This window comes from Mesorhizobium sp. M1A.T.Ca.IN.004.03.1.1 (assembly GCF_003997555.1).
Taxonomy (GTDB): Bacteria; Pseudomonadota; Alphaproteobacteria; order Rhizobiales; family Rhizobiaceae; genus Mesorhizobium.
Window position 1 is genome coordinate 1 of record NZ_RZTV01000757.1, and the last position, 251, is coordinate 251.

A 251-nucleotide genomic window follows, 5' to 3' on the forward strand; every position below is an offset into this window, starting at 1 on the left:
AAGACATGATCCTTGAATCCCTGCCGGAACCTGCGAATGAAATCTGATGAGTCGCCCCGTCTGACGGCCATCTCGCCCGCATAGACATTTTCCCAAGCTTCGATCATGTCTGCAAAGTCTTGTGGATCCCCGTCAAGATTCGTGACCATAAAGCAATCGACCTTGATGTTATCGAAACCGGCGTCGGCGAGGAGATGGCGGCTTTTCGGCCCCATCTCGACATCCATGTCGAAGTACCTGAACAGTTTGGC

General features: G+C 52.6%; 1 pseudogene. It reads right to left on the reverse strand.

Annotation, left to right across the window (positions count from 1 at the left end):
* Nucleotides 1-251, reverse strand: a pseudogene (locus tag EOD29_RS33685) (SAM-dependent methyltransferase); the annotation flags it as partial.